At 65.0% G+C, this 22,960-nt stretch carries 19 protein-coding genes and 2 tRNA genes; 8 read left to right on the top strand and 13 right to left on the bottom strand.

What is annotated here, in order from left to right; translation table 11 throughout:
- Positions 1 to 181: 181 nt before the first annotated feature.
- The 3 genes from clpX to SE92_RS05325 all read left to right on the top strand — a co-directional run bounded on the left by clpX (position 182) and on the right by SE92_RS05325 (position 4,677).
- Positions 182 to 1,453 (top strand): ATP-dependent Clp protease ATP-binding subunit ClpX, encoded by a 1,272-nt coding sequence (gene clpX, locus SE92_RS05335; RefSeq protein ID WP_018320118.1) that lies wholly within the window; start codon positions 182 to 184, stop codon positions 1,451 to 1,453.
- A gap of 325 nt (positions 1,454 to 1,778) precedes the next feature.
- Positions 1,779 to 4,202, top strand: coding sequence for an endopeptidase La (gene lon / locus SE92_RS05330; protein WP_063194796.1), 2,424 nt, complete (start codon positions 1,779 to 1,781; stop codon positions 4,200 to 4,202).
- A 70-nt stretch (positions 4,203 to 4,272) separates the two neighbouring features.
- Positions 4,273 to 4,677 carry a GFA family protein gene (locus tag SE92_RS05325; RefSeq protein ID WP_063194795.1) on the top strand — a complete coding sequence of 135 codons (405 nt, stop codon included), beginning with the start codon at positions 4,273 to 4,275 and terminating at the stop codon, positions 4,675 to 4,677.
- Positions 4,678 to 4,723: 46 nt separating this feature from the next.
- Here the strand turns inward: SE92_RS05325 and SE92_RS05320 are convergent.
- Positions 4,724 to 4,800: transfer RNA gene (locus SE92_RS05320), tRNA-Val, on the bottom strand.
- Positions 4,801 to 4,931: 131 nt separating this feature from the next.
- Here SE92_RS05320 and SE92_RS05315 point away from each other — a divergent pair.
- The 3 genes from SE92_RS05315 (at position 4,932) to SE92_RS05305 (ending at position 8,584) form a co-directional block, all read left to right on the top strand.
- The gene (locus SE92_RS05315; RefSeq protein WP_063194794.1) at positions 4,932 to 5,792 is read left to right on the top strand and encodes a class I SAM-dependent methyltransferase; all 861 of its coding nucleotides are present in this window, start codon (positions 4,932 to 4,934) and stop codon (positions 5,790 to 5,792) included.
- An 87-nt stretch (positions 5,793 to 5,879) separates the two neighbouring features.
- Entirely contained in the window at positions 5,880 to 6,914 is a 1,035-nt protein-coding gene (locus tag SE92_RS05310; protein ID WP_084251757.1) for an acyltransferase family protein, read from the top strand.
- Positions 6,915 to 6,994: 80 nt separating this feature from the next.
- A complete protein-coding gene (locus SE92_RS05305; protein WP_063194792.1) occupies positions 6,995 to 8,584 on the top strand; it encodes a hypothetical protein in 1,590 nt (529 codons plus the stop codon).
- A gap of 6 nt (positions 8,585 to 8,590) precedes the next feature.
- Here the strand turns inward: SE92_RS05305 and SE92_RS05300 are convergent, their stop codons facing one another.
- The 6 genes from SE92_RS05300 to SE92_RS05275 all read right to left on the bottom strand — a co-directional run bounded on the left by SE92_RS05300 (position 8,591) and on the right by SE92_RS05275 (position 15,844).
- Positions 8,591 to 9,559, bottom strand: a complete 969-nt coding sequence (locus tag SE92_RS05300) for a cation diffusion facilitator family transporter (protein WP_063194791.1) — start codon at positions 9,557 to 9,559, stop codon at positions 8,591 to 8,593.
- Positions 9,560 to 9,561: 2 nt separating this feature from the next.
- Positions 9,562 to 12,792, bottom strand: coding sequence for an efflux RND transporter permease subunit (locus SE92_RS05295; RefSeq protein ID WP_063194790.1), 3,231 nt, complete (start codon positions 12,790 to 12,792; stop codon positions 9,562 to 9,564).
- Positions 12,785 to 13,762, bottom strand: coding sequence for a divalent metal ion exporter adaptor subunit IhpB (ihpB, locus tag SE92_RS05290; RefSeq protein WP_063194789.1), 978 nt, complete (start codon positions 13,760 to 13,762; stop codon positions 12,785 to 12,787). Before ihpB ends, SE92_RS05295 begins: the two co-directional genes overlap by 8 nt.
- The gene (gene ihpA / locus SE92_RS05285) at positions 13,759 to 15,033 is read right to left on the bottom strand and encodes a divalent metal ion exporter subunit IhpA (protein ID WP_063194788.1); all 1,275 of its coding nucleotides are present in this window, start codon (positions 15,031 to 15,033) and stop codon (positions 13,759 to 13,761) included. Before ihpA ends, ihpB begins: the two co-directional genes overlap by 4 nt.
- 55 nt (positions 15,034 to 15,088) lie before the next feature.
- Positions 15,089 to 15,451 carry a hypothetical protein gene (locus SE92_RS05280; RefSeq protein ID WP_063194787.1) on the bottom strand — a complete coding sequence of 121 codons (363 nt, stop codon included), beginning with the start codon at positions 15,449 to 15,451 and terminating at the stop codon, positions 15,089 to 15,091.
- Between the two features lie 111 nt (positions 15,452 to 15,562).
- A complete protein-coding gene (locus SE92_RS05275) occupies positions 15,563 to 15,844 on the bottom strand; it encodes a hypothetical protein (RefSeq protein WP_063194786.1) in 282 nt (93 codons plus the stop codon).
- A gap of 330 nt (positions 15,845 to 16,174) precedes the next feature.
- Here SE92_RS05275 and SE92_RS05270 point away from each other — a divergent pair, with 330 nt between their 5' ends.
- Positions 16,175 to 17,062, top strand: a complete 888-nt coding sequence (locus SE92_RS05270; RefSeq protein ID WP_063194785.1) for a hypothetical protein — start codon at positions 16,175 to 16,177, stop codon at positions 17,060 to 17,062.
- Between the two features lie 56 nt (positions 17,063 to 17,118).
- On the opposite strand, the gene pepT is transcribed toward SE92_RS05270, so the two are convergent.
- The 6 genes from pepT to SE92_RS05240 all read right to left on the bottom strand — a co-directional run bounded on the left by pepT (position 17,119) and on the right by SE92_RS05240 (position 22,109).
- The gene (pepT, locus tag SE92_RS05265) at positions 17,119 to 18,369 is read right to left on the bottom strand and encodes a peptidase T (RefSeq protein ID WP_063194784.1); all 1,251 of its coding nucleotides are present in this window, start codon (positions 18,367 to 18,369) and stop codon (positions 17,119 to 17,121) included.
- 94 nt (positions 18,370 to 18,463) lie between these two features.
- Positions 18,464 to 18,778, bottom strand: a complete 315-nt coding sequence (locus tag SE92_RS05260; protein WP_063194783.1) for an HU family DNA-binding protein — start codon at positions 18,776 to 18,778, stop codon at positions 18,464 to 18,466.
- A 204-nt stretch (positions 18,779 to 18,982) separates the two neighbouring features.
- A tRNA-Asp gene (locus SE92_RS05255) sits at positions 18,983 to 19,059 on the bottom strand.
- Positions 19,060 to 19,221: 162 nt separating this feature from the next.
- Positions 19,222 to 19,425, bottom strand: coding sequence for a hypothetical protein (locus SE92_RS05250; RefSeq protein WP_063194782.1), 204 nt, complete (start codon positions 19,423 to 19,425; stop codon positions 19,222 to 19,224).
- A gap of 141 nt (positions 19,426 to 19,566) precedes the next feature.
- Positions 19,567 to 20,862, bottom strand: coding sequence for a spinster family MFS transporter (locus SE92_RS05245; RefSeq protein ID WP_063194781.1), 1,296 nt, complete (start codon positions 20,860 to 20,862; stop codon positions 19,567 to 19,569).
- A gap of 56 nt (positions 20,863 to 20,918) precedes the next feature.
- Positions 20,919 to 22,109, bottom strand: coding sequence for an aromatic ring-hydroxylating dioxygenase subunit alpha (locus SE92_RS05240; protein WP_063194780.1), 1,191 nt, complete (start codon positions 22,107 to 22,109; stop codon positions 20,919 to 20,921).
- Positions 22,110 to 22,278: 169 nt separating this feature from the next.
- Between SE92_RS05240 and SE92_RS05235 the strand changes: the two genes are divergently transcribed.
- Positions 22,279 to 22,794, top strand: coding sequence for a MarR family winged helix-turn-helix transcriptional regulator (locus tag SE92_RS05235; protein ID WP_063194779.1), 516 nt, complete (start codon positions 22,279 to 22,281; stop codon positions 22,792 to 22,794).
- Positions 22,795 to 22,960 lie beyond the last annotated feature (166 nt).

Genomic DNA, 22,960 nt, shown 5'->3' with positions numbered 1-22,960 from the left:
CATGGTTGGCTACGAATGATCGGCTATGATCGCGGAGAATCGAGCGACCGTGATTCGCACGGGATGTAATGCGTAGGGTCTTTTTTGGTACGGAATTTGCTCTACTTAAGCTTCATGCCGGCCATCGTGTCGGAATGGAGCGATCGAGCGGAACGGGATCGAACCGCGGACGGAGACATGAATGAGTAAGGTCGGCACGAGCGACTCCAAGAACACGCTATATTGCTCGTTCTGCGGCAAGAGCCAGCACGAAGTCCGCAAACTGATCGCGGGTCCCACGGTCTTCATCTGCGACGAGTGCGTCGAGCTCTGCATGGACATCATCCGCGAGGAGAACAAATCCTCGCTGGTCAAGTCGCGCGACGGCATTCCGACGCCGAAGGAAATCTGCAAGGTCCTGGACGACTACGTGATCGGCCAGAGCCATGCCAAGAAGGTCCTGTCGGTCGCGGTGCACAACCACTACAAGCGCCTCAACCACCAGACCAAGCACAACGACGTCGAACTCGCGAAGTCGAACATCCTGCTGATCGGTCCGACCGGCTCGGGCAAGACGCTGCTCGCGCAGACGCTCGCCCGCATCCTGGACGTGCCGTTTACCATGGCCGATGCGACGACGCTGACCGAGGCCGGCTATGTCGGTGAGGACGTCGAGAACATCATCCTGAAGCTGCTCCAGGCCGCCGACTACAATGTCGAGCGCGCCCAGCGCGGCATCGTCTACATCGACGAAATCGACAAGATCAGTCGCAAGTCCGACAATCCCTCGATCACGCGCGACGTGTCGGGCGAGGGCGTGCAGCAGGCCCTGCTGAAGATCATGGAAGGCACGGTGGCTTCGGTCCCGCCGCAGGGCGGCCGCAAGCATCCCCAGCAGGAATTCCTGCAGGTGGACACCACCAACATCCTGTTCATCTGCGGCGGTGCGTTCGCCGGGCTCGAGAAGATCATCTCGGCACGCGGACGGTCGACCTCGATCGGTTTCGCCGCCCAGGTGATGGCGCCGGAAGATCGCCGGACCGGCGAGATCTTCCGTCACGTCGAGCCTGAGGATCTCCTGAAGTACGGCCTCATCCCCGAATTCGTCGGCCGTCTGCCTGTCGTGGCGACGCTCGAGGACCTCGACGAGACCTCGCTGAAGAAGATCCTGACGGAGCCGAAGAACGCGCTGGTGAAACAGTACCAGCGGCTGTTCGAGATGGAGAACATCGAGCTGACCTTCGCCGACGAGGCGCTTGGCGCGGTCGCCCGCAAGGCGATCGAGCGCAAGACCGGCGCGCGTGGTCTGCGTTCGATCCTGGAAGCGATCCTGCTCGAGACCATGTTCGACCTGCCGGGCCTGGAAGGTGTGGAAGAAGTCGTGATTTCCCGCGAAGTCGTGGAAGGCACGGCGCGTCCGCTCTACATCTACGCCGATCGGTCCGATCGCGCCGTCGAGAACGCCAGCGCCTGATCTGACGGCGCTGGAACGCTCCAATCTTACCTTCAAGTCGGGCTGCGGACGAGTATCTCCGCAGCCGGTGTTGCGTCGCTTACCGCGTTGCGTAAGCGCCTGATGGCGCGCGTTTTTCAATGACTTGACACCCCCCGGGTCGATAGCCACCTAATGTCGGCGGCGAGCGAAAATTCTCTTCAAGATTCGCCTCAGTTCCGATCCGGCAAGCCCGGTCCAACCTTCGATTGGTAGGCCGGTTTCTCGGATCACCTCGGCACCTTGTGGCGGTTGCGCATGACGACGGCGGGCTGCGTGCAAGGGGGCAAAGCAAAAGGAAAAGGCCATGACTAATCCAAAACCGCGGCCAACCATCGTCCATGGCGAAACGCACGCTTATCCCGTGCTGCCGCTGCGCGACATCGTCGTCTTCCCGCACATGATCGTTCCGCTCTTCGTCGGCCGCGAGAAGTCCATCCGCGCGCTCGAAGAGGTGATGAAGAACGACGCGCTGATCATGCTCGCGACGCAGAAGAACGCGTCCGACGATGATCCGGCGCCCGACGCCATTTACGAGACGGGTACGCTCGCCAGCGTGCTGCAGCTCTTGAAGCTCCCCGACGGCACCGTGAAGGTGCTGGTCGAAGGGCTCGAGCGTGCGCGCGTGCAGAAGTACACCGATCGCGCCGACTATTACGAAGCGACCGCCATCGCGCTCGCCGACACCGATGCGAAGTCGGTCGAGGCGGAAGCGCTGGCGCGCTCGGTCGTGTCCGACTTCGAGAGCTATGTGAAGCTCAACAAGAAGATCTCTGCCGAGGTCGTCGGTGTCGTGCAGGCGATCACCGATTTCGCCAAGCTCGCCGACACCGTCGCCTCGCATCTCGCCGTCAAGATCGCCGATCGCCAGGGCATCCTGGAGACGCTGTCGGTCACCACGCGCCTGGAGAAGGTGCTGGGCCTGATGGAGAGCGAGATCTCGGTGCTGCAGGTCGAGAAGCGCATTCGCTCGCGCGTCAAGCGCCAGATGGAGAAGACCCAGCGCGAGTATTATCTCAACGAGCAGATGAAGGCGATCCAGAAGGAACTCGGCGACGACGACGGTCGCGACGAGCTCGCCGATCTCGAAGAGAAGATCTCCAAGACCAAGCTCTCCAAGGAAGCGCGCGAGAAGGCGCAGCATGAATTGAAGAAGCTGCGCCAGATGTCGCCGATGTCCGCGGAGGCGACCGTCGTGCGCAACTATCTGGATTGGCTGCTGTCGATCCCGTGGAACAAGAAGTCCAAGGTGAAGAAGGACCTGGAGCAGGCGCAAGCCATTCTGGATTCCGATCACTACGGGCTGGAGAAGGTCAAGGAGCGCATCGTCGAGTATCTCGCGGTGCAGTCGCGCGCCAACAAGCTGACGGGCCCGATCCTGTGCCTCGTCGGTCCTCCCGGCGTCGGCAAGACCTCGCTCGGCAAGTCGATCGCGAAGGCGACGGGGCGCGAATTCGTGCGCGTCTCGCTCGGCGGCGTGCGCGACGAGGCCGAGATCCGCGGTCACCGCCGCACCTATATCGGCTCGATGCCCGGCAAGATCATCCAGTCGATGCGCAAGGCCAAGTCGTCCAACCCGCTGTTCCTGCTGGACGAGATCGACAAGATGGGCGCCGATTTCCGCGGCGATCCGTCGTCGGCTCTGCTCGAGGTGCTCGACCCCGAGCAGAACGGCACCTTCAACGACCACTATCTCGAGGTCGACTACGATCTGTCCAACGTGATGTTCATCACGACCGCGAATACGCTCAATATTCCCGGCCCGCTGATGGACCGCATGGAGATCATCCGGATCGCGGGTTACACCGAGAACGAGAAGGTCGAGATCGCGCGCAAGCACCTGATCCCGAACGCGGTGTCCAAGCACGGCCTGGACTCCAAGGAGTTCTCGATCGACGACGACGCGCTGCTGCTTCTGATCCGCCGCTACACCCGCGAAGCGGGCGTGCGTAACCTGGAGCGTGAGCTCTCCACACTCGCCCGCAAGGCGGTGAAGGAGCTGATGATCTCCAAGAAGAAGTCGGTCAAGGTCACCGAGAAGACTCTGGAAGAGCTGCTCGGCGTGCCGAAGTACCGCTTCGGCGAGATCGAGAGCGAGCCGCAGGTCGGCATCGTCACCGGCCTTGCCTGGACCGATGTCGGCGGCGAGCTGCTGACCATCGAAGGCGTCATGATGCCCGGCAAGGGCAAGATGACGGTCACGGGCAATCTGCGCGACGTGATGAAGGAGTCGATCTCGGCTGCGGCGTCCTACGTCCGCTCGCGTGCGATCAACTACGGCATCGAGCCGCCGATGTTCGACCGCCGCGACATCCACGTGCACGTACCGGAAGGCGCGACGCCGAAGGACGGTCCGTCCGCGGGCGTCGCCATGGCCACCGCGATCATCTCGGTGATGACCGGCATCCCGGTCCGCCACGATGTCGCGATGACCGGCGAGATCACGCTGCGCGGCCGCGTGCTGCCGATCGGCGGCCTGAAGGAGAAGCTGCTGGCTGCGGCCCGCGGCGGCATCAAGACGGTGCTGATCCCCGAGGACAACGCCAAGGATCTCACGGAGATTTCCGATGCGATCAAGGGCGGCATGGAGATCATCCCGGTCTCCCGCCTCGACGACGTCGTCGCCAAGGCGCTGGTGAAGAAGCCGGTGCCGATCGTCTGGGAAGAGGACACCAAGGTGACGGTGAAGCCGGACGGCGACGAAGCCGCCGGCGGCCTGACCGCTCACTAGGCCATCGCGAAAGATGATAAAACGGCGCCTTCGGGCGCCGTTTTTGTTTTGCGGCCAAGGGGAGAGGGCGATGCAGATCGACGGGCAATGCCATTGCGGCAAGATCACCTATGAAGCCGAAGTCGATCCCGAGGCCGTGTCGGTCTGCCACTGCACCGATTGCCAGACCCTGACGGGCTCGCCGTTCCGGGTGACGGCCGTCTGCACCAAGGCCGATGTCCGCCTGACCGCCGGCACGCCAAAAATCTACGGCAAGCGCGGCGACAACGGCCGGATGCGCTTCCAGCACTTCTGCGCCGATTGCGGTTCCCCACTGTTCACCAGCGGCGAGGGCGACCAGGCCGACGATTGGGGCGTCCGCTGGGGCTCCATCCGCCAGCGTGACAAGCTGCGGCCTGTGCGGCAGATCTGGTGTCAGTCCGCGGCGGTCTGGATCGATGCGGTGCCGCTACTGCCGGGCAGGCCGGGGGATTGAGGAAGGGCTGGCCTGCCGAGCCGTAGCTCGCGAAGCGAGCGAAGGCTGGTGGGCGGTCACGGATTCGAACCGCGGACCCTCTCGGTGTAAACGAGATGCTCTAACCAGCTGAGCTAACCGCCCCTCGGCGCCCTCTTTAGCGCTCCGGCGGGGGGAGGAGCAAGGGGCCGCAAGAGCGAAGATCCAGCCCATTTGACCGCTCGATCGGCTTCCGACGTGTTATCACCGCTGGGGAAAAGTGACTGAGGAACCCGATGCAACAGCCAAGCGGCCACGAACAAAACGCCGACCAGATCGCCTATTGGAACGGCCCGAGCGGCCAGCGCTGGGCTGATCGCCATGCGGCGCAGGAGAGCCTGCTCGGACCGATTGCCGAGATGCTGATCGATCGCGCCAAGCCAAAGCCGGGCGAGCGCGTTCTCGATGTCGGCTGCGGCTCAGGCGCGACGACGTTCGCCTTCGCCAGGGCGGTGGCGCCCGATGGCTTCGCGCTCGGCCTCGATGTGTCGGAGCCGATGCTGTCACAGGCGCGCGCGTTTGCGCCAAAGGGCCTGCCGCTCGATTTCGTGCAGGCGGATGCGACGGTGCATCCGTTCGAGCCGGCCAGCTTCGATCTGCTGACCTCGCGCTTCGGCGTGATGTTCTTTGCCGATCCCGTTGCGTCCTTCACCAACCTTCGCCGCGCGCTGAAGCCGACCGGGCGGCTCGCCTTCGCCTGCTGGCGCGAGCCGAAGGAGAACCCGTGGATGATGGCGCCGCTGATGGCGGTCTACAAGCACGTGCCGAAAATGCCGCCGGTCGGGCCGGAGGAGCCGGGCCCGTTCGCCTTCGCCTCGGAAGAGCGTGTGACGCGCATCCTGAAGGGAGCGGGCTTTGCGGATGTCGCCATGGAGCCGCACAATCTGGCGATGGACGTCGCGATCGGCGACGGCCTCGACGCGGCGGTCGACGGTGCCCTCCAGATCGGCCCCGCCAGCCGCGCGCTGCAGGGCCACCCGCCGGAGACCTATGCTGCCGCAAGAGCCTCGATCCGCGAGATGCTGGCGCCGTTATTGAAGGGGCAGAGCGTGGCGCTGCAGGGCGCGATCTGGATCGTGACCGCGAAGGGGGCCTAGTTGTGCCTCATCCGAACTGTTCGCGAGCGAACCAGCTGAGCCGCGTGGCGTTGCACACCACGGGATGCGCTGCTAGGTGTGGACGGGATGGGAGACGCTCAACTTCATGGTCGGCTGCCGGGCGTGCAGCTCGGGCGCGCGGTCGCTGCCCTGGCAGTCTTTTACTTTCACACGCATCTCGCGCTGGTCTATTTCGACAAGTCGCAGCTGGTCACTTGGAAATTTCTGGCGGATCGCGGGGCCGACGGTGTCGACCTCTTCTTCGCCATTTCCGGTTTCATCGTCTGCTACATCTCGACGGCGCCGGGCTACACGCCCTTCAGTTTCCTCGCCAAGCGCTTCTTTCGCATCTACCCCCTCAACGCGCTGGCCACGCTGGTCATGATCGTTTTCTTCAGCCGCAGCATCGGCGAGGCGCCTCACGAGATCGAGCTGGGACGGGTAATACGGTCGTTCTTGATCGTTCCGCAGTCCGCGCCGATGAACGCGGTCGGCTGGACGCTCGAGTACGAAGTGATTTTCTACCTCGTCTCCGCGGTGCTCATCCCGCTCGGCGGAGTCCGGCTGCTGCTCGTCTGGTGCATTGCCGCCACCTGGATCGGCAGAGCGATCGAGCCTCAGCCGCCGATCATCGCGCGTTTCCTTGATGGCCACTACGCGGACTTCGCCGCGGGCGTGTTCGCCTATATGATGGTTGCACGGCTCTCGCCGCGCTGGAGCTCCAGTCTGGGGTTTCTGGCGCTCGCGGTCGGCACGTACGCATACGGCTCGCGACTGACGATATGGTCGACCTCCATGGCGTGCGGCCTGGCCGTTGCCGGCTTGGCGCTGTTGCCCGCCGCGCCGCGCCTGCTGGTCAGGCTTGGCGACATCTCCTATGGCATTTATGTGTGGCACTGGCCGGCGGTCATGTTCTTGCCGTGGCTGGCGGTTTCGAGGCACTTGGACAAGGCGAATGGCGAGATCTGGCGCTGGAGTCTGCTCGTGCTCGTCATCGCGGTTGCGTCGGCGTCCTGGATCCTGTTTGAACGCCCGATCAATCGTTGGGCGGCGCGTTGGCTGGCGCGGCGCTCGAAGACCGGCGTCGTCGCAGGTGCGCCCAGTTCCGGCGTGACGACCTAGCGGACATATCGATGGCCGGCATGCAAATGGATCGAGGACCACGCCAGCGCTCCGGCTTTTGGTCTGCATGGCCCGGGCGGGTGAACTCTGTCGCGTGGTTCTGGGTCTGGGCTGGCGCGATCGGCCTCGCCCTGATGGTCCACCTCGCGTTCCTGGCGGCCTGGCCGGATCATTTCATCCACGAAGACAGTGCGGCCTATATCATACAGACGGAATCCATCCTCAGGGGCCAATATGTCGACGACGTGATGAAGCGGCCGTATGGGTTGGCCGTCTTCCTCGCGCTGCTGTCGAAGCTGTTCGGCCCGCACATCCTCGTCTTCGTCATCGCACAGCACCTGATGAGCGTCGGCACCGCGCTTTTCGTCGCGGCAATCGTGCGTTTTGCCGGCGCGCCGCGTTTCTTCGCGCTCGTGGCCTTTTGTCTGGCGGCGTTGCACGGCCGCATCGTCCACTACGACAACACCATTGGCGCGGAGACGATCTCCAACTTCCTGGTCAGTCTCGCGGCCTTCATCGCCGCGGGCGCCACATTGAGGAAGTGGCCGGCGTTGCCTGCTGCGGCGGCGGTGGGTTTGACGCTCGGTGCCCTGTTGGTCTGCCGATCGGCGGCGATAGGACAGGCGGCCGTCATTCTGTTGTGGCTGGCGGTGGTGCTGGATGCAGGCCTTCTGCGCCGGCTCGGCGTGCTCGCGCTTGCGGGATTGCTCGCATCAGTCGTCTCTGTGACGCCGGCGGCGATCAATGCCGTGATCGGCAAGCGCGCCGCCGGCAACGAGATTCTGGCCGTGATGGCCTTCGTGGTCGGCTATTCCGGCGATTTCGAACACGGCGTTCATCTCGACCGCAAGGCGCAGGCGCGGCCGTTCGTCGAGCAGATGAGGGCTGCGGACACATCTCAAGGGTGGCCCGACGTCGAGGTCTATCAATGGCCGTTCGGCGCGATACACCGCCTGGCGAAGCCGGGCGACGGCGATGCGGATATCGAGAGGGTCGTTCGCGACATCTTCATCGAGACACTCACGACCCCGTCGACGCTCTATCGACACCTCACCAGGCATTTTCTCCGTGAGATGTACTTCCTGCTGTTCGACGCAAATTCGGTGGCGCGACGGACGCCCAATCCGCAGGGCTACGAGTACTTCATGAACCGCGACAGGTTTCCGTTCTTCGGCAGCCCGACCGGGCTCAAGCCCGGACAGTTGATAAGCGAGTATTACAAACCCTGGTGGCCGCTGTCGCGGCTGCTGTCCGCGGATCAGCTTCAGCTCACCCTCAACCGGGTGTTTGCGCGCGGCTATGCGCCGAACTCGGAACTCGTCCCGCTGTGCTGCGGGTTGCTGGTGTCGACCGAATATGACGATGTCCCGGGCGCGATCTGGTGGCTGTCCTCGGCGACGCTCTTTCTTGCCCTCGTGCTTCTGATCGGCGTCCCCGCGCGCCATGCGGGCTGGATTCGGCGGCCCTCCGGCGGGCTCGTTGCCGGCGGGGCCTTGATGATCATGCTGGCGCTGGTGAGCGCCGCAGTTCCGACCTTCCTCATTTATGGGCTCAATCGCTACGCGTATTACGCCATTCCCTTCCTCGCCGGCGCGAGCGCGATGCTGGGAAGTCTCCTGTTCGATTGGTTGAGGGCCAAGACCGGTCGGGCCGGCGGGGGCCAAGCGTAAGCGCGCTCACACCACGTCATCCGGCGCCAGCGCGCAGCCATTGTCCGGATGGGTCTCGACCTGAAGCGTGGTGTGGCCGATGCGGAATGATGTTTTCAGGAGCTGCGCCGTCTCCATCAGGAAAGCATCGGCGGTGCCGGCGGGCATGACGAGGTGGCAGGTCAGCGCCGTCTCGGTGGTCGAGATCGGCCAGACGTGGAGATCGTGAATCGCCGAGACGCCGGGACGCGCCAATAAAAACACCCTGATCGCGGCGAGGTCGGTGCCCCTGGGCGCTGCGGCCATCGACATGTCGATGGAGCCGCGCAAGAGGTTGGTGGTGCTCCAGAGGATGGTGGCGCAGATGACGAGGCTGGTGACGGGGTCGAGCCAGAGCCAGCCGGTCCAGATGATCAACGCGGCCGACACCACGACGCCGAGCGAGACCGCAGCATCGGCCGCCATGTGCAGATACGCGCCTTCAATGTTGATGTCGTCCTTGCGCCCGCCTGCAAACAGCAAGGCAGTGAAGCCGTTGATGAGGATGCCGATGCCGGCGACCACCATGACGGTGAGGCCTGCGACCGGCTCCGGCTCGCGCAGGCGCAGGATCGCTTCCCAGCCGATCGCGCCGGTCGCGACCAGCAGGAACACCGCGTTGGCTAGCGCCGCAAGAATGGTGGAGGCGCGAAAACCGTAGGTGAAGCGACCGCTGGGCGCGCGCCGCGCCGCGATCGAGGCGCCCCAGGCGACGACCAGGCCGAGCACATCGGAGAGGTTATGGCCGGCGTCGGCGAGCAGGGCGGTGGAATTGCCGAGATAACCGTACACCGCTTCGGCCACGACCAGCGCGGTGTTGAGCGTGATCCCGATCGCGAACGCCTTGCCGAAATTGGCGGGCGCATGGACATGACCATGTGTGTGGTCGTGACCATGGCCATGACCGTGATCGCCGTGATCGTGGTGGTGATGACCGTGATGGTCGTGGCTGCCCAATTCTAGCGCTCCCCGGAAGCCGCCAAATCAGGCGCCATTGTAGGCGTTTCGGTTGCCGCGTCACGCCGGAACAGCACGTAGAGTGCCGGCAGCACCAGCAGCGTCAGCACTGTCGAGGAGACGATGCCGCCGATCACCACGGTCGCCAGCGGCCGCTGCACCTCGGCGCCGGCGCCGGTGGCGAGCGCCATCGGCACGAAGCCGAGCGAGGCGACCAGCGCCGTCATCAGCACCGGCCGCAGCCGCGTCAGCGCGCCTTCGCGCACGGCCTCCACGAGCGGGCGCCCCTCGCTGCGCAGCCGCTCGATGAAGGCGATGATGACGAGGCCGTTGAGCACGGCGACGCCCGACAGCGCGATGAAGCCGACGCCGGCGCTGATGGAGAGCGGAATGTCGCGCAACAACAGCGCCGCGACTCCGCCGGTCAGCGCCAGCGGCACGCCGGAGAACACCAGCGCCGCATCCGCCACCGATCCCATCCCCATGAACAGCAGCAGGAACACCAGCAGCAGCGCCACCGGCACCACGATCGTCAGCCGCTTGGTCGCGGAGACCAGCTGCTCGAACTGGCCGCCCCAACCGATCCAATAGCCCGGCGGCAGCTTGACCTTCTCCGCGACCGCTGCCTCGGCCTCGGATACGAAGGAGCCGAGATCGCGTGCGCGGACATTGGCGGTGACGACGATGCGCCGCTTGCCGTTCTCGCGGCTGATCTGGTTCGGGCCGGGCGTCGCATCGACGGTCGCAACCGAGGACAGCGGTACATAGCGCATCTGGGTGAGGGGCGAGGCGGCCAGCGCGGTTCGAATAGCCGTGCCGGAGCCGGCCTCCTCGCCGGGCGGCAGCGGGATCGGGATGGCCCGGATCGCCTCGAGGTCGCCGCGCAGATGCTCGGGCAGGCGGACCACGATGTCGAAGCGGCGGTCGCCCTCGAACAGCTTGCCGGCCGACTTGCCGCCGACCGCGATCTCGACGATGCCCTGCACCTCGCTGACGCTGAGGCCGTAGCGGGCGAGCGCCTGGCGATCGAGGCGGACGGTGAGGATCGGCAGGCCTGCGACCTGCTCGATCTTGACGTCGCTGGCGCCGCGGATGCCGCGGATCGCGGCCTCCACCTGCTTGGCGGCGCCCTGCAGGATGTCGAGGTCGTCGCCGAAGATCTTGACGCCGACATCGCTGCGCACCCCCGAGATCAGCTCGTTGACGCGGAACTGGATCGGCTGGGAGAGTTCGTACGCGCTGCCGGGAATGTCGTCGGCGGCCTTGTCGATGGCCTCGATCACCTCCGATTTCGTTTTGCCCGGGTCGGGCCATTCGGCGCGCGGCTTCAGCATGATGTAGCCGTCGGTCTGCGCTGGCGACATCGGATCGGTCGCGATCTCCGCGGTGCCGATGCGGGTGAAGAACTCCTTCACCTCCGGAATCTGCATGATGCGCTTTTCCAGCGCCTTCTGCAGGTCGAGCGATTGCGTGAGGCTGGTGCCGGGAATCCGGATCGAGGCCAGCGCGACGTCGCCTTCATCCAGGCTCGGAATGAATTCGCCGCCCATCCGCGAGGCCGCAATGCCGCTTGCGATCACGATGAGCGTGGCCATGATGGCGACCGCGCCCCGGTTGTCGATGGCAAAGCGGAGCAGGGGGAGATAGACGCGCTTTGCCATCCGCATGAACAGGTTTTCGTGCTCGGACACCTTGCCGGTGACGAAGATGGCGACGGCCGCCGGCACGAAGGTGATGGAAAACAGGACGGCGGCGCCGAGCGCCATCAGCACGGTCAGCGCCATCGGCGTGAACATCTTGCCCTCGACGCCGGTCAGTGTCAGCACGGGCAGATAAACCACCGCGATGATCAGCGTTCCGAACAGGCTCGGCTTGATCACCTCGCTCGATCCGCGCAGGATCGCGCGCAGCCGCTCGGATGTGGTCAGCAGCCCGCCTTTCTCGCTCTGGGCCGCGGCCAGCATGCGCAGGCAATTTTCGACGATGATCACGGCACCGTCGACGATGATGCCGAAGTCGATGGCGCCGAGGCTCATCAGGTTCGCGCTGACCTTGGTCTCGACCATGCCTGATATCGTCATCGCCATGGACAGCGGAATGACGCAGGCCACCACCAGCGCCGCGCGGATGTTGCCGAGGATCAGGAACAGCACGGCGACCACCAGCGCCGCGCCTTCGAGGAGGTTGTTCTTGACGGTGCGGATGGTGGCTTCGACGAGATCCGTGCGGTCGTAGACGGTCCGCGTCACGACGCCTTCGGGCAGCGATTTGGCGATCTCGTCCAGACGGGCGGCGACGCGGCGCGCCACGGTTCGGCTGTTCTCGCCGATCAACAGCATGGCGGTGCCGAGCACGGTTTCCTCGCCGTTGCGCGTCGCGGCTCCGGTGCGAAGATCGCGCCCCTCTGTGACGGTTGCGACATCCCTGATCCTGACGGGATTGCCGCCGCGCGAACCGATCACGACGTCCTGGATCTCGCTGATATTGCCGACTTGGCCCGGGGAGCGAACAAGGTATTGCTCCCCATTGCGCTCGATATAGCCGGCGCCGACATTGGCGTTGTTGGCGGCGAGCGCCGTCATCACGTCGCGAAAGCCGAGCTTATAGGCCATCAGCTTGCCGGGATCGGGCAGCACGTGGAATTGGCGCTCGAAGCCGCCGATGGTGTTGATCTCGATCACGCCGGGCACGTTGCGAAGCTGCGGCTTGATGATCCAGTCTTGCACGGTCCGCAGATCGGTGAGTGAATAATCGTGGCCGCCTTGCGCCTTCGCGCCCGTCTTGGCGCCCGGCTTGGCCTCGACGGTGTACATGAAGATCTCGCCGAGTCCGGTCGAGACCGGGCCCATCGCGACCTCGACGCCAACAGGCAGCTGGTCCTTGACCTGCTGGATGCGTTCGCCGACGAGCTGGCGGGCGAAGAAGATGTCGGTGCCGTCCTTGAAGACGACCGTCACCTGGCTGAGGCCGTAGCGCGACAGCGAGCGGGTATAGTCGAGTTTCGGCAGGCCGCCCATCGCGGTCTCGACCGGGAAGGTGATGCGCTGCTCGGTCTCCAGCGGCGAATAGCCGGGCGCGCGGGTGTTGATCTGGACCTGGATGTTGGTGATGTCAGGCACCGCGTCGATCGGCAGGCGCTGGAAATTCCAGGCCCCGAACGCAACAGTGCCGAGCGCAAGCAGCAGGACCAGCCAGCGCTGCGCAAGCGAGGCGGCGATGAGGCGCTCAATCATGTTCGGCCTCGCCCTTGCCCATCTCTGCCTTCACGACAAAACTGTTCTCGGCGACGTAATGCTCGCCGGCGGACAGGCCCGCCTTGATCTCGACATGGCGCGGATCGGAATCGCCAAGCTCCACCGGACGTGCCTCGATCTTGTCGCCATCCTCGCGGACGAACACGATGGTCCTGTTCTCCAGCGTCTGGATCGCGCTTCGGCGCACGGCGACGGCGACGTTGCGCGCGGCGAGGATCAGCCGCGCGGTGACGAACAGGCCGGGCCGCAGCCGCCCGTCCGGGTTTTGCAGCACCACGCGCGCCAATGCAGTCTGGGTCTCGCTCGAGCCGATCGGCGCCATGTAGGAGATCGTACCTTTGATTTCGCCGCGGCCGTCGTCGGGATCGATCAGCACCTCGTCATTGAGGCGAACGCGCCTGAGATCCTGCCGGTAGATCGACAGGTCGACCCAGATGGTGGAGAGGTCGGCGACGACGAAGGCCGGCTTCTGCTCGGAGGCATATTCGCCGAGCGAGATCTGCCGCTCGATGATGGTGCCGGCAATCGGCGCCTTGAGTTCGTAGACGGTGAGGCTCTGGTTGCTCTCGATCGCGGCGAGCAGATCGTCCTTGGCGACCTTGTCGCCGATGCGCTTCTGGATGGATTTCGCAAGGCCCGGGAAACGCGGCGTCACCTGCACCACAGCTTCCTGATTGGCGCGCAGGATGCCGTTGAAGGCGAGCGTGTCTGTCAGTGTCGCGCTCGCAGCCTCCGCGAGCACCACGCCCGCGGCCGCCAGCTTGACGTCGGAAATGCGGATGCGGTCGGCGCCGTGCTCGTCCTGCTCGACATGGTCGTTCGGTTTCTTCGGCTCGGAATGCTCTGCGTGCTCGTCAGGGGCATGCTTGCCGGGAGCGAGCAGGGAATAGCCGTAGGCGCCGAGCGCCGCGGCGACGATGGCAACGAGGATGGTCGAGGCGGTTCTCATCGCGCGCTCTCCCGCGCCAGCGTGAAGGGATTGCCGACGAGGCCTTCGATGGTCGCGACGCCGGCATGGAAGTTCTGCAGCGCCTCCTGCTCGCGCAGCCGCGCCTGGGTGACGCTGGCCTGGGCGTCGAGCACCTCGAGCAGGGTGAAGCGGCCCTGGCCGTAGCCTTGGGCGATCGCCTCGGAGGCCTCGACGGCCTTGGGGATGGCAGTCTCACGCAGCACTGCGAGCTCGCGCAGCGAGCCCTGCAGCGAGTCGTAGGCGCGGCCGGCGATCACGATCAGCGTGTTGCGGTTGGCCTCGCGCTCGGCCTTGGTCTTGGCGAGGCTTTCCTGCGCCGACAGGATGTTGCCCTTGTTCTGGTCGAACACGGGGATCGGCACCGAGAGGGAGAGCCGCACCGCATCGTCATTGGTCTCATTGAAGTGACGCCAGCCGGCCGCGATCCGAACGTCCGGATAGGGTTTGAGCCGCGCCAGCAGCAGTTCGGCATTGCGCTGGGCAAAGACCGCGGTCCAGCGCACCAGCTGGGGATTGGCGTCGATGGCGGCGATGACCGACTGGAACGTCGGCGGCTTGCCCATGGTGTCGAGCCGGCCGGAGACCTCGCCGAATTTCGCGTTGGGGTCGCCCATCAGCACCGCAAGCTCGCGCCGGGCACTGGCCAGACTTGCCTTGAAGCGCTCGCGGTCGGCCTTCACCAGGGCGGAGGCGACCTCGGCGCGGCCGGTCTCGGCCGGCGAGGAGGCGCCGGCCTCGACGCGGCGGCGCAAGAGCGGCGTCAGGCGGTCGATGGCGGCGATCTGCTCGTCGAGGATCTGGATGCGGCGCTGCGCGCCGAGCACGCTGAGGAAGGCGATTGCGGTCTCCGACAGCACCTCGAGCCTGACGGCCTTGCGCTGGATCGCTGCGACCTCGACGCCGGCAGCGCCGGCCGCGATCCGCGCGTCGCGCTTGCCGAACAGCTCGAAAGCCTGGCTGATCTGCAGCGTGGTCTCGGCCGATCGGGTCCCGCGATATTTGCCGGAGCCGAATGAATCGTCCTGCTCATAAGTCAGTTCCGGATTGAGCAGGGCGCCCGCCTGGATGCGCTGGCCCGTGGCGATGCCGACGTCGCGTTCCGCCGCCGTCAGCCGCGGGCTCGCGGCCAGCGCGCGCGTCAACGCGCTCCGCATCGTCAAAGTCTGGGCGTGAGACGGTTCAAACACCGATCCGGCAATCAGACACGCCGCCGCGCACGCCATGCGCGCGGCCATTCCCCTGGAAAACATGAAACCGACCTGTGAAGGATGAACCTAATGGGCGCGGGGCGCCCGACCAATCCGTTCAGGCAATATGTTTGGGAGGCGGGGAGTCGGTATCGGGGATGATTCCGGCGAGCCGGGGCGCAGGTTGCGGGCTCGTTGCCGACACGAGCGCGCTAGATGCGGCCGATGGCGCGGGCTGCGCAACCGTGACCGAGAAGCAGCCATGGCAATGATGCCCGCCGATGGCCTTGTGGTCGCTATGACCCGGGGAGCTATCGAGGGCCGCAGTGATCTCCGAGCCCCCGCCGGGCGTGGTGACGTCGATATCGTGCGCGCCGTGCAGCGCGCTCGCGAGCAGATAGACAACCGCGATCAGCACGGAGAGCAGCCCGCGCCAATTGCCCGGACGGCAGGTTCCTGATGACTGGCGGTTCGCGGGCACGACGTCACTCTGGTTGCGGTCTATGTCCGGCCTAGCATGACGGTAGGAACAGTGTCGACCCGCAACATTGTTACGTCCTTGGAACAATTGCCGCAGCGGTGCTGCCGCCTCTCACTGGCGGACGATGACAGCTCGATGCGAGGCAATAGTTTCGATGTCAGTCGTGCGGGTCGGTCGCGCGACGTGGCTGCCAACGTCGGCTTTCACGGCGATGGCGGGCCGGCAACTCGCTTCCATCGCCCGCTCCAGCCATTTGATGGCTTCGTCGATCCACTGGTCGTGATGCTCGGGATCGGCGAGGGCCTTCTCCCGAAAAGCATCCGCCTGATGCAGGCACGCCGTTCTGCGATCCACGCGCCGCTCCCGATCTGGAGGGTTCCTGCCCGGTTGCATCTTTGATGATCTCCCGGTCGGCGTCGTTAACATAGGACAGGCCAGGGAGAGAGAGCGGCGCATCAAATGCGGAAGGGCCCCAGCCGCGGCTTACCGGCTGAGGCCCTCGTGCTCACAATCTTCATCCTTTGGACTCGCACAAGCAATGCGCATCCGGCCGGTTCGTTCCGCAACCTTGCCGAATTTAGGAACGTTCCTCCTCCTTTCTGATTAGCCAGCAGAAACATCTTGAGGAGGATGGGACCATGGACGGACTGATTTATCTGATCGGCTTGATCGTCGTGATCATGGCGGTGCTGTCGTTCTTCGGCCTGCGTTGAGAGGACGGCAATGGAAACGCTCGTAAGGGAAGACATGATGGAGGGCGGCGTAACGGCCGCCGACGGACGCCGGGCCATCCAGTGGAGCTCTGTGTTCGCAGGCGCTCTCGCCGCTGGCGCCATGTCTTTCATCCTGATCGGCTTCGGGGTCGCAGTCGGCCTCGGTGTCAGTTCGGCCTCGCCGACTTGGCGCGATGCCTCGGCGGCACTGGCGCTGCTCTCCGGGTTCTATCTGATCATCCAGGCGATCATCAGCTTCGGCTTCGGCGGCTACATCGCAGGAAGGACAACGCGACCGGCGCCCGCGCTGGCGACGATCGAGGACGACGGCGAGCGGCGCGACGGGCTGCATGGCCTGACCGCCTGGGCGCTGGCCGTGCTCGCTGGCGCAGCTCTGCTCGCACTTCTCGGCGCGGCTGCGATCGACCGTTCGCCGATGCGGAGCTCGGCGAGCAATACCTCCACGGCCGAGCCTCTGCTGAGCTATGAGCTCGACAAGCTGTTCCGCGCGCCTCGCCGCGCGCCAAACATCGATCTGAGGGAAGCGCGTGCTGAAGCTGGACGAATCCTGATGACGTCGTCCAGCCACAGCGGCGTCAGCACCGATGACCGGGCCTATCTGGTGCAGCAGGTTGCCGGTCTGACGGGGCTGCAGGCCCCTGACGCCGAACGGCGTGTCGATGCGCTGATCGCGGACTCCAAGACCGCCATCAACCGCGCGCGGCGCAACTCCATCATCGTGGCCTTCTCGGTCGCAGCCGCGACCCTGATCGGCGCCGCGGTGGCCTGGGCTGCGGCTGTCGCCGGCGGACGGCATCGCGATGGCGCGCCATTGCCGAACTGGATGGCGAGCTCAAATCGCTTCCATCGCAATCCGCGCGCAATGCCGGTCCCGTAGGCGCCAAACAAATGGCCGGGCGCAGGCCAGGCCATGGCGAACGTCTGCAGGAAAGCTCAGGCCTTCTCTTCCCAGATCATCGCCAGATGCACGATGGTCTGCACGGCCTTCTCCATGTCCTGCCGGCTGACCCATTCCAGCCGCGAGTGAAAGGCGTGCTCGCCGGCAAAGATGTTGGGGCAGGGCAGGCCCATGAAGGACAGGCGCGAGCCGTCGGTGCCGCCGCGGATCGCGGTGCGCATCGGGCGCAGGCCGGCGCGGCGGATCGCCTCGATGGCGTATTCGAGCACGTGCGGGTGACGGTCAATCACCTGCTTCATGTTGCGATACTGCTCGCGAACCTCGAACTTGTAGGTCGAGCGCGGATAGTCCTTCATCACGCCCTTGACGATGCCCTCGAGCAGGTCCTCCTTCTCCTTCAGCCCTTCCTCGGTGAAGTCGCGGACGATGAAGGACAGCCTTGCCTGTTCCAGCGCGCCCTCGATGCCGATCGGATGCAGAAAACCCTGCTTGCCCGAAGTGGTCTCCGGCGAGCAGCCTTCTTTCGGCAGCCGCTCGACGATGGCGGCCGCGATCTTGATCGCGTGCTCCATCTTGCCCTTGGCGTAGCCGGGATGAGCGCTGACGCCTGATATGGTGATGGTGGCGCCGTCGGCCGAGAAGGTCTCGTCCTCGACACAGCCGGCGCTCTCGCCGTCCATGGTGTAGCCGAAATCGGCGCCCAGCTTCTTCAGGTCGACATTGTCGACGCCGCGGCCGATCTCTTCGTCGGGCGTGAACAGGATCTTGATGGTGCCGTGCTTCACATCGGGATTGTTGATGAAGAAATGCGCGGCATCCATGATCTCGGCGACGCCGGCCTTGTTGTCGGCGCCGAGCAACGTGGTGCCGTCGGTGGTGATGATGTCGTTGCCGATCTGGTTCTTCAGCGCAGGGTGCTCATTGAAGCGGATCACCTGGCTGCTGTCGCCCGGCAGGGTGATGTCGCCGCCGCGATAGTTCTTCACCAGTTGCGGCTTGACGTCCTTGCCGGTGACGTCGGGAGAGGTGTCCATGTGCGAGCAGAAGCAGATCACCGGCACCTTCTTGTCGGTGTTGGCCGGGATGGTGCCGTAGACGTAACCATAATCGTCGAGATGCGCGTCGGCGACGCCCATGGCTTTCAGCTCGGCGGCGAGGACGCGGCCGAGATCCTTCTGCTTCTCGGTCGAAGGCGAGCGCGGGGATTCCGGATCGGACTGGGTGTCGATGGTGACGTAGCGCAGGAAGCGTTCGGTCACGGTATGCGAGAAGGTGAGGGAGGACATTTCTGGTCAAACCGCCGGGTCAGGGGAAGCGGGCGGTATATCAGAAAAAGCGGGCCGGGATGCGGCCGGAACGGCGCCGATCGAACGCTGACCCTCAGATCGCCTCTTTGAGTTCCTTGACCGGGCGGAAGGTGACCTTCTTGCTGGCCTTGATGTGGATCGGCTCGCCGGTGGCGGGGTTGCGGCCTGTGCGGGCGGCACGCTTGCGGACCTGGAGGATGCCGAGCCCGACGATGCGGACGCGGTCGCCCTTCTTCAGGTGCTTGGCGATCAAATCGACCATGTCGGTCAGGACGGCTTCGGCGTGCTTTTTGGAGAGGTCCTGGCTCTCGGCGATATCGGCGGCGAGGTGCTTGAGGGTGACGGTGGCGGGAGCGGCTGCCTTTTTTGCCGAATCCTTCTTACCCATAGCTGGCCTCCTCGATTGTCCAATGACAGGGAGGCCCCGAAAAGCCGGCAACGTGTGGGGAATCCCTCTAAGCCCCGGAAGACGTAGACGATTCGGCTGCAGGCTGACTATGCCGAGAGTTCCCGTCCAGCCGCAGGCCATCGTCGGCGCAGATGCGATCGGCGTCGAGAAGATCTCGCTAAGACTATGAAGGAATTGCCAAAATGGCGCGAGAGACGGGGCTCGAACCCGCGACCTCCGGCGTGACAGGCCGGCGCTCTAACCAACTGAGCTACTCCCGCGTGGTTCGCTCGATGCGCGCGGAACGAGGGGGGAATTAAAGGCGGGGCTGGGTGAAGTCAAGGACGTTGCGCTTCGCCGGTGCATCTCCGCTTAAGCATTGCTCTGGAAAACGAAAAAGGCCGCCCGGAGGCGGCCATGGGTCAGCCCGGAAGGGGGGCGTGTCAGCGAATCTCCGAGGTCCCGGCGCTCGTCACCACCACCGGCTTGCCGGCCTTGATGACGTGGGTCGACTGGGCGGTCTGGCTGTAATCGGCATTGGTGCGGGCTGCGATCCCGAAGCCGGCCACCATGATGCCAGCCACCAGCGCCACCACCACGATCTTCAGGTGGGTCGCACGATCAGCAGAGTGAATGGAGTGGTTCATCTGAGCCTCCCGACGGGCTTTGCCGCCGTCTATGGGCTCATCTTTTAGGGACCATCTGTTTCCGGATGGTTTCGCGGGTTCCGCAAAATGGTTTCATTCATACGCCCGTCCGGTTTCGCCGGGCTTGCGGGGGATAAGGTCTCAGGCCGCGGCCCTCTCGATATCGGCCCGGATCGACCGCGCCGCCCAGATGAAGAGCAGGGCGCCGACCGTGGTCGTGACCGCCGCCGAGAGCAGGGAATAGCGCACGGCCTCGACGCCATAGCTGCCTTTCAACGCGTCGTTGACCATGCCGACCGCGAGCGGGCCGACGCCCTGGCCGAAGCAGGTGGCGGTGAGCGCGATCAGCGCGGAGGCGAGCGCCCGCATGCTCGGCTTGGCCACCGTCTGCGCGATCGCGAAGATGGGGCCGAGATGGAAGCCCACCAGGAACGAGGTCAGCGCCAGCATGGCGACCATCATCGAAAAATCCTGCGTCAGCATGCACAGCGCGAACACCGGGCCGGCGAGCCCTGATGTGATCGCGGGTGCCCACAGCTTCCAGCGGTCGTCGCGACGGCCGATTTGCGCCACCACGAAGCCGCCGAGCAGGGTGCCGGCCATGCCGGCGAGACCCTTGAAGGTGCCGGCATAGGTGCCGATCTCGGCGCTCGACAGATGATGCACGCGCGCCAGGAATGGCGGGATCCAGGCCGCGGTCGCGTAGTTCGTGTAGGTGGTCAGGCAGAAGCCGATCAGCACGATGAGGAAGCTCTTCTGCGAGGCGAGAAAGCGCAGCGTCGGCCCGAGCGGCTCGGGCACGAAGCTTTCCTGCATCGCGCCGCGCTTCGGCTCGGAGATCGTCAGCCACAGGATAGCCGCGAGCAGGATGCCGGGCAGGCCGGCGACATAGAACGCCATCCGCCAGCCATAGTGCTGGTTGACGTAGCCGCCGACGAAATAGCCGAGGAAGACGCCGAGATAAGTGCCGATGGCGTAGATGCCGAGCGCGCGCGGGCGCTCGTTCTTGGCAAAGAGATCGGCGACGATCGACTGCGAGGCGGGGGAGCCGGCGGATTCGCCGATGCCGACGCCGATGCGGGCCAGCGCCAGCGAGGTCACGCTGGTGGCCGCGCCGCATAGCGCCGTCATCGCGCTCCAGAACGCAAAGGCCGCCGCGACGATGTTACGGCGGTTGAGCCGGTCGGCGGCGCGCGCGATGGGGATGCCGAGCAGGGAATAGAACAGCGCAAAGCCGAAGCCCGCGAGCAGGCCCATCATGGTGTCGCTGAGCGCGAACTCCTTCTTGATCGGCTCGATCAGCACGTTGAAGATGGTGCGGTCGAGGAAGTTCAGCGCGTAGATGATGGTGAGCAGTCCCAGCACGTAATAGCGCCGCGCCGAGGGCTTTGCCGCGGCGGCCGTCTGTACCGACATCTGTGACGTCACATCCACCATCGCGTCCCCCAATTTGTCTTTGTTATCGTTGGCGGTCCAGCCTGATCGGCTGCAACTCAGCCTTCGCGGATGTAATTCCCCGCTTCGAATTCGACCGGCGGCGCGCTCGCATCGAACGAGACGCCGATCGGATCGCTACCCGCGGCGAGCGCGTCGAGCTGGTCGCTCAGCATGCGCCGGATCATCAGGATGCCGCGGTCGCTCTGGCCGAAATGCTCCTCGGAATGAATCGTCACCTCGCCCTGGCCGACCTGGGCTTCGTAGTCGCCCGGGAATTGCTGGTGCTCCTGCTCGGTCATGTCCCACCAGAACTTGCCGTTGAACTTCGAGCGCATCCGGCCGATGTCGCCGGAGGTCTTGACGCGGCCGGCGACATAGATGCGGAACGAGGTGTCGTCGATCGGCAGCGTCCAGCCGATCGACTCGACGCGGGCGAATTGCGCCACGCGCGGGTTCGGCACGACGCGCAACGTGGGGAGGGCGGCTTCGGTGACGCGATAGAACACCTTGCCGTCGTCCTGCTTGCGGATCGAGCGCACGGCGATGCCGCGCGGTGTCTTGTCGAACTTCACCTCCGGGATCGAGGCCATCATGTTGGTGAATTGCGGTCCCGAGAACGAGCCGTGCAGCACCGGCACGTGATAGGGATCGACCACGTTCTCGAAATGCTGCAGCCAGTTGCAGGGGATGATGGCGGGGCCGCCGCCGCCGATCGAGGAATCGTCGGCCTCGACGAACTCGCCATCGTCCATCTGCTCGAGACATTCGTAAGCCGGCAGCACCGGGCGTTTCTCGGCCGGGCCCATATAGGCGAAGATCAGGCCGTAGCGCTCCTCGACCGGATACCAGGGCTGGCGCACCTTGTCCTTGTACGGAGCGCCCTCGGGCTCGCAGGGCTGCTCCAGGCAATGGCCTTCGGTGTCGAATTTCCAACCGTGATAGCAGCAGCGGATGCCGTCCTCCTCGACCTTGCCGTAATAGAGCGTGGTGCCGCGGTGGCAGCAGCGGGCGTGCAAGAGGCCGGCGCGGCCCTGCTTGTCGCGAAACAGCACGAGATCCTCGCCCAATGCGCGCACCTTTTTCGGTGTGTCGGTGGCGTCACCGACGAGCCCGACCGGGTGCCAGTAGCGGCGCAGCAGCTCACCCATCGGCGTGCCGCGGACGACCGAGGTCAGCTCGGTGCGGGTGTGCGCCGGCTTCATCGCATAGGCCGTGCCGAGATCGCGATCCCGCTGGGTGATCGTCATGCTGGTCCTCCCGCTGTGGGCCGTGCTGGCCGGGCCCTTTTTGGGCGTCTTGCGGCCAGTGAAAAATAATTCGATGACAATGTCAACGATATTTCCAAATGCCTCTTAGTCGCATCTGATGAGCTGGCCGGCGCTTGGCAGGTCCCGGCTTTCTTGGCAGAGGTGGATCATGAGCCAGAGCGAGAGCAGCGGCGGGGAGACGTCGCCCGCGGCGGACGAGAGCGAACCGTCAGCCCCGATCACAGTGATGCTGTCGTCACGACTGATGGTGCTTGCCAACCTGCTCAAGCGTGGCGCGATCCTGCGCTACAAGCGTCTCACCGGATTGTCCTCGGTCGAGTTTGGTCTGGTCGCCTCGCTCGGCCGCCGGCCGCCGATGAGCGTGGCGCGGCTCGCCGAGGCCGTCGGCCAGGACAAGGGGCAGATCAGCCGCGCACTGGCCAATCTGCTCTCACGCAAGCTGATCGCGAAATCGGCCAATCCCAGAGACAGCCGCGAGGTGCTGATCTCGCTGACCGCCACCGGCCTTGCCGCGCATGATGCGATCGTCGAAGGGGCGCAGGAGCGCAACCGGCGCCTGCTGGAACATTTGAGCGAAGCCGAGTTCCGCACGCTGCTGGGGCAGGTCGATCAGCTCACGGCGATCGCTGCCGACATGCTCGAGAGCGAGAAGAGCTCACGCTGATCTCGCGCCGATCCCTCGATATGTTGGATCGCTTATAAGAGCCCTTCTAAGACCTTTTCAATTAGGGAATTTTCGCGCCCTCACATAAGCGTCGCCCTCGAGCGCGTGCCGTCCGGGGACAGACGGCATGGCGCATCGAACATGCAGTTTCGGGGTGGCGCGTTGA

Source organism: Bradyrhizobium sp. AT1 (assembly GCF_001590795.1).
GTDB lineage: Bacteria > Pseudomonadota > Alphaproteobacteria > Rhizobiales > Xanthobacteraceae > Bradyrhizobium.
The sequence above is the reverse complement of the archived record's forward strand: the minus strand, read 5'-3'. Positions and strand labels throughout refer to the sequence as shown.

Bases quoted from the DNA above. Each gene is read 5' to 3' on its own strand.
- clpX (WP_018320118.1), top strand. From the start codon at position 182: ATGAGTAAGGTCGGCACGAGCGACTCCAAGAACACGCTATATTGCTCG.
- lon (WP_063194796.1), top strand. From the start codon at position 1,779: ATGACTAATCCAAAACCGCGGCCAACCATCGTCCATGGCGAAACGCAC.
- SE92_RS05325 (WP_063194795.1), top strand. From the start codon at position 4,273: ATGCAGATCGACGGGCAATGCCATTGCGGCAAGATCACCTATGAAGCC.
- SE92_RS05315 (WP_063194794.1), top strand. From the start codon at position 4,932: ATGCAACAGCCAAGCGGCCACGAACAAAACGCCGACCAGATCGCCTAT.
- SE92_RS05310 (WP_084251757.1), top strand. From the start codon at position 5,880: ATGGGAGACGCTCAACTTCATGGTCGGCTGCCGGGCGTGCAGCTCGGG.
- SE92_RS05295 (WP_063194790.1), bottom strand. From the start codon at position 12,792: ATGATTGAGCGCCTCATCGCCGCCTCGCTTGCGCAGCGCTGGCTGGTC.
- ihpB (WP_063194789.1), bottom strand. From the start codon at position 13,762: ATGAGAACCGCCTCGACCATCCTCGTTGCCATCGTCGCCGCGGCGCTC.
- ihpA (WP_063194788.1), bottom strand. From the start codon at position 15,033: ATGTTTTCCAGGGGAATGGCCGCGCGCATGGCGTGCGCGGCGGCGTGT.
- SE92_RS05275 (WP_063194786.1), bottom strand. From the start codon at position 15,844: ATGCAACCGGGCAGGAACCCTCCAGATCGGGAGCGGCGCGTGGATCGC.
- SE92_RS05270 (WP_063194785.1), top strand. From the start codon at position 16,175: ATGGAAACGCTCGTAAGGGAAGACATGATGGAGGGCGGCGTAACGGCC.
- pepT (WP_063194784.1), bottom strand. From the start codon at position 18,369: ATGTCCTCCCTCACCTTCTCGCATACCGTGACCGAACGCTTCCTGCGC.
- SE92_RS05260 (WP_063194783.1), bottom strand. From the start codon at position 18,778: ATGGGTAAGAAGGATTCGGCAAAAAAGGCAGCCGCTCCCGCCACCGTC.
- SE92_RS05250 (WP_063194782.1), bottom strand. From the start codon at position 19,425: ATGAACCACTCCATTCACTCTGCTGATCGTGCGACCCACCTGAAGATC.
- SE92_RS05245 (WP_063194781.1), bottom strand. From the start codon at position 20,862: ATGGTGGATGTGACGTCACAGATGTCGGTACAGACGGCCGCCGCGGCA.
- SE92_RS05240 (WP_063194780.1), bottom strand. From the start codon at position 22,109: ATGACGATCACCCAGCGGGATCGCGATCTCGGCACGGCCTATGCGATG.
- SE92_RS05235 (WP_063194779.1), top strand. From the start codon at position 22,279: ATGAGCCAGAGCGAGAGCAGCGGCGGGGAGACGTCGCCCGCGGCGGAC.